Raw genomic sequence first — 2,336 nt, forward strand, 5'->3', positions numbered from 1 at the left:
TAATAGAGCAGCTGGATAGTAATAAAATGGGCCATAAGGGAGATAAATGGAAGTTGTATAATGGAGATGGGAAAAATGCACGGCGTATTGCCTCACTAACTGCGGAGGGGAAAATTGTTGGAAAATAAATTACTGAATAGTGAGAAAGTAAAAGATTTGTGCAAGGTATTTAATGTTGATTTATCCATATTAAAAAAAGATGTTCCTGAGGAAGATTGGGATGAAAACTCCTTTTTAATTGACAAATGTAATTTTTTTATGAAGGAAGTTTGTATTAATAGGCGTTTTATCTCTTTAGAGAGTCCTTATGAAGAAAAAATGTATTGTATAGATGTCTTTCCAATGGCTATCCCTATAGAGGGAAAGTTCCCACAATTGGAGATTTTTTATATGCCAGATGATAAGTACGGTTTAAATCCCCTTTATTTTCAGGAAGAAAAAAAATTTCTGAATGTGCTATCAAAGTTGTGGGCTTATTCTTCGATTTATTTGGAAAGTAGCATTTTTCGTGACACTGAGTTACTGCATGAAATGCAAGAACATGAACAATTCCAATCAACAAATCAACTGTATTCTAAAGAAAGTATCGTAACCATTGATGAATGGAAAGTGCTTGAATATTTGTTGGCTTTGAGTTTTAAAAATCAAATCTATACGTGTATCTATTTCACGGATCTTCGAATTATCGCTTGGATAGGTAGCCTTCGCGCTGTACTTTACATTTGTGATAAGGAACAAGAGCATTTTGTTAGAACGATATGTACAACAGAAGGTTTATATTTACGGAAGTAATGTAGAAAGGGCTGTTCCACAAGTCATTGGAAGTGACTGGGGACGCCCCTTTGCTCAACCCTGTTGATGATTGGAATGAAGAGTGACAGAATGTATCACATAGATGGTCGTATGGGGCAGCCGAAAAGCAAGAGCGATGTCGTGGATAGTGAACTGGAAACCAAACTTTTATCTATCTTATTTACATTACGAGAACATGGTGTCGTTCGTATAGAAAGTGAATTTCGTTACGATGCGAACCTTTTGAATTTTCCAGAAGAATGTGTAGAACCAAACATTTTATTGGGCATGAAATCGTTATTTGAGAAGGAAATTTTAGAAGAAGTAAGCGATCGGGAAATTGTAAAAGGGCAAAAGCCACAGCCCCGTAATGGGCCCGTTTATGGAGGTCGACACCTGGCTGGAGGAAGACCGGCTGCTCCCCCGCAAACAGCGGCATACCGGCGTTCGAATCTTCCAACGACTGCAGACGGAATATGCATTTGCAGGCGGACAACGAACGGTGCTCGCCTACGTCAAGCGACGCAAAAGCGAAATGGAATTGGAGCGCGCTAAATCTTACGAGCGGCTGGTAGTGTCGTTCCCTTACAGCAACACGGCTTTTGTGTATCCCACACCGGCGGAAAACCAGGAATGCTTTCTGGAAGGCATGAAGCAAAGCTTTCAGTAAATAGGCGGCGTTCCCCGACGCATCTGGTTTGACAATCTGTCAGCTGCGGTGGTGCATGTAGAGAAGCACGGTGAGCGGCAACTGACGGAAGGCTTTCAGCGCTTCTGCGCGCATTACCGGATGGAGGCCGTGTTTTGTAATCCCTACAGCGGCCATGAAAAAGGACATGTAGAAAGCAAATGCGGCTACACCAAGCGCAACTGGGCAGTGCCGATTCCGGCCTATCAGAGTCAGGAGCAACTGGCGGCCACCCTTGCCGAGCAAGCTCGGCAGGACCGGGAACGCGCTCATTATGCCAAGGGAGAGCGAATCCCCGACCTCTGGGAGGCTGACCGCCGAGAGCTGCTCACCTTACCAGAGACGAGCTATGAAGCCTTCCGCATGCGAACCGATCTGGCAGAATTATGCCGACAGCTTCGACTGGCCCATGTGGTGGAGTATGTGACGCAGCACCAGGACGAGCAGATGAACGAACGGGTGGAACGGCTGCTTCTGGCGGAGCGAGAAGGACGGCGACGGGCGAAGCTGGGGAAGCTTGTGCAGCAAGCTGGATTCCCGCACCTGAAGACCTTTGACGGATACGTGGACACGCACATTACGTTTCCCGGGGAGAGCACGTTGGAGCTTTTGCGGGAGATGGCATGGTTGAAGCGCAAAGAAAATCTGCTACTCATGGGTGCTGTGGGGACGGGCAAGACGCATATGGCGACGGCGCTGGGGATTGAGGCTTGACGGCAAGGGCATGTAGTGCAATTTTTGTCAATATCGGACGAAAATTCCTGTTGTTCTTCTGTGATAATGTCATCCCATAACGGTTCTGAGATAATGTCACTATGGGACAGGAGACAATCACATTGAGCAGACAAGAGATGAA

General features: G+C 45.8%; 3 protein-coding genes. All 3 read left to right on the plus strand.

What is annotated here, in order from left to right:
- Positions 1-117 precede the first annotated feature (117 nt).
- Positions 118-792 (plus strand): hypothetical protein, encoded by a 675-nt coding sequence (locus tag PPOP_RS16090; RefSeq protein WP_042229343.1) that lies wholly within the window; start codon positions 118-120, stop codon positions 790-792.
- A gap of 382 nt (positions 793-1,174) precedes the next feature.
- Positions 1,175-1,462 carry a hypothetical protein gene (locus PPOP_RS22900; RefSeq protein WP_159101850.1) on the plus strand — a complete coding sequence of 96 codons (288 nt, stop codon included), beginning with the start codon at positions 1,175-1,177 and terminating at the stop codon, positions 1,460-1,462.
- A 48-nt stretch (positions 1,463-1,510) separates the two neighbouring features.
- Entirely contained in the window at positions 1,511-2,194 is a 684-nt protein-coding gene (locus PPOP_RS24560; protein ID WP_006287691.1) for an ATP-binding protein, read from the plus strand.
- The last annotated feature ends 142 nt before the right edge of the window (positions 2,195-2,336 follow it).

Source organism: Paenibacillus popilliae ATCC 14706, assembly GCF_000315235.1.
GTDB lineage: Bacteria > Bacillota > Bacilli > Paenibacillales > Paenibacillaceae > Paenibacillus_B > Paenibacillus_B popilliae.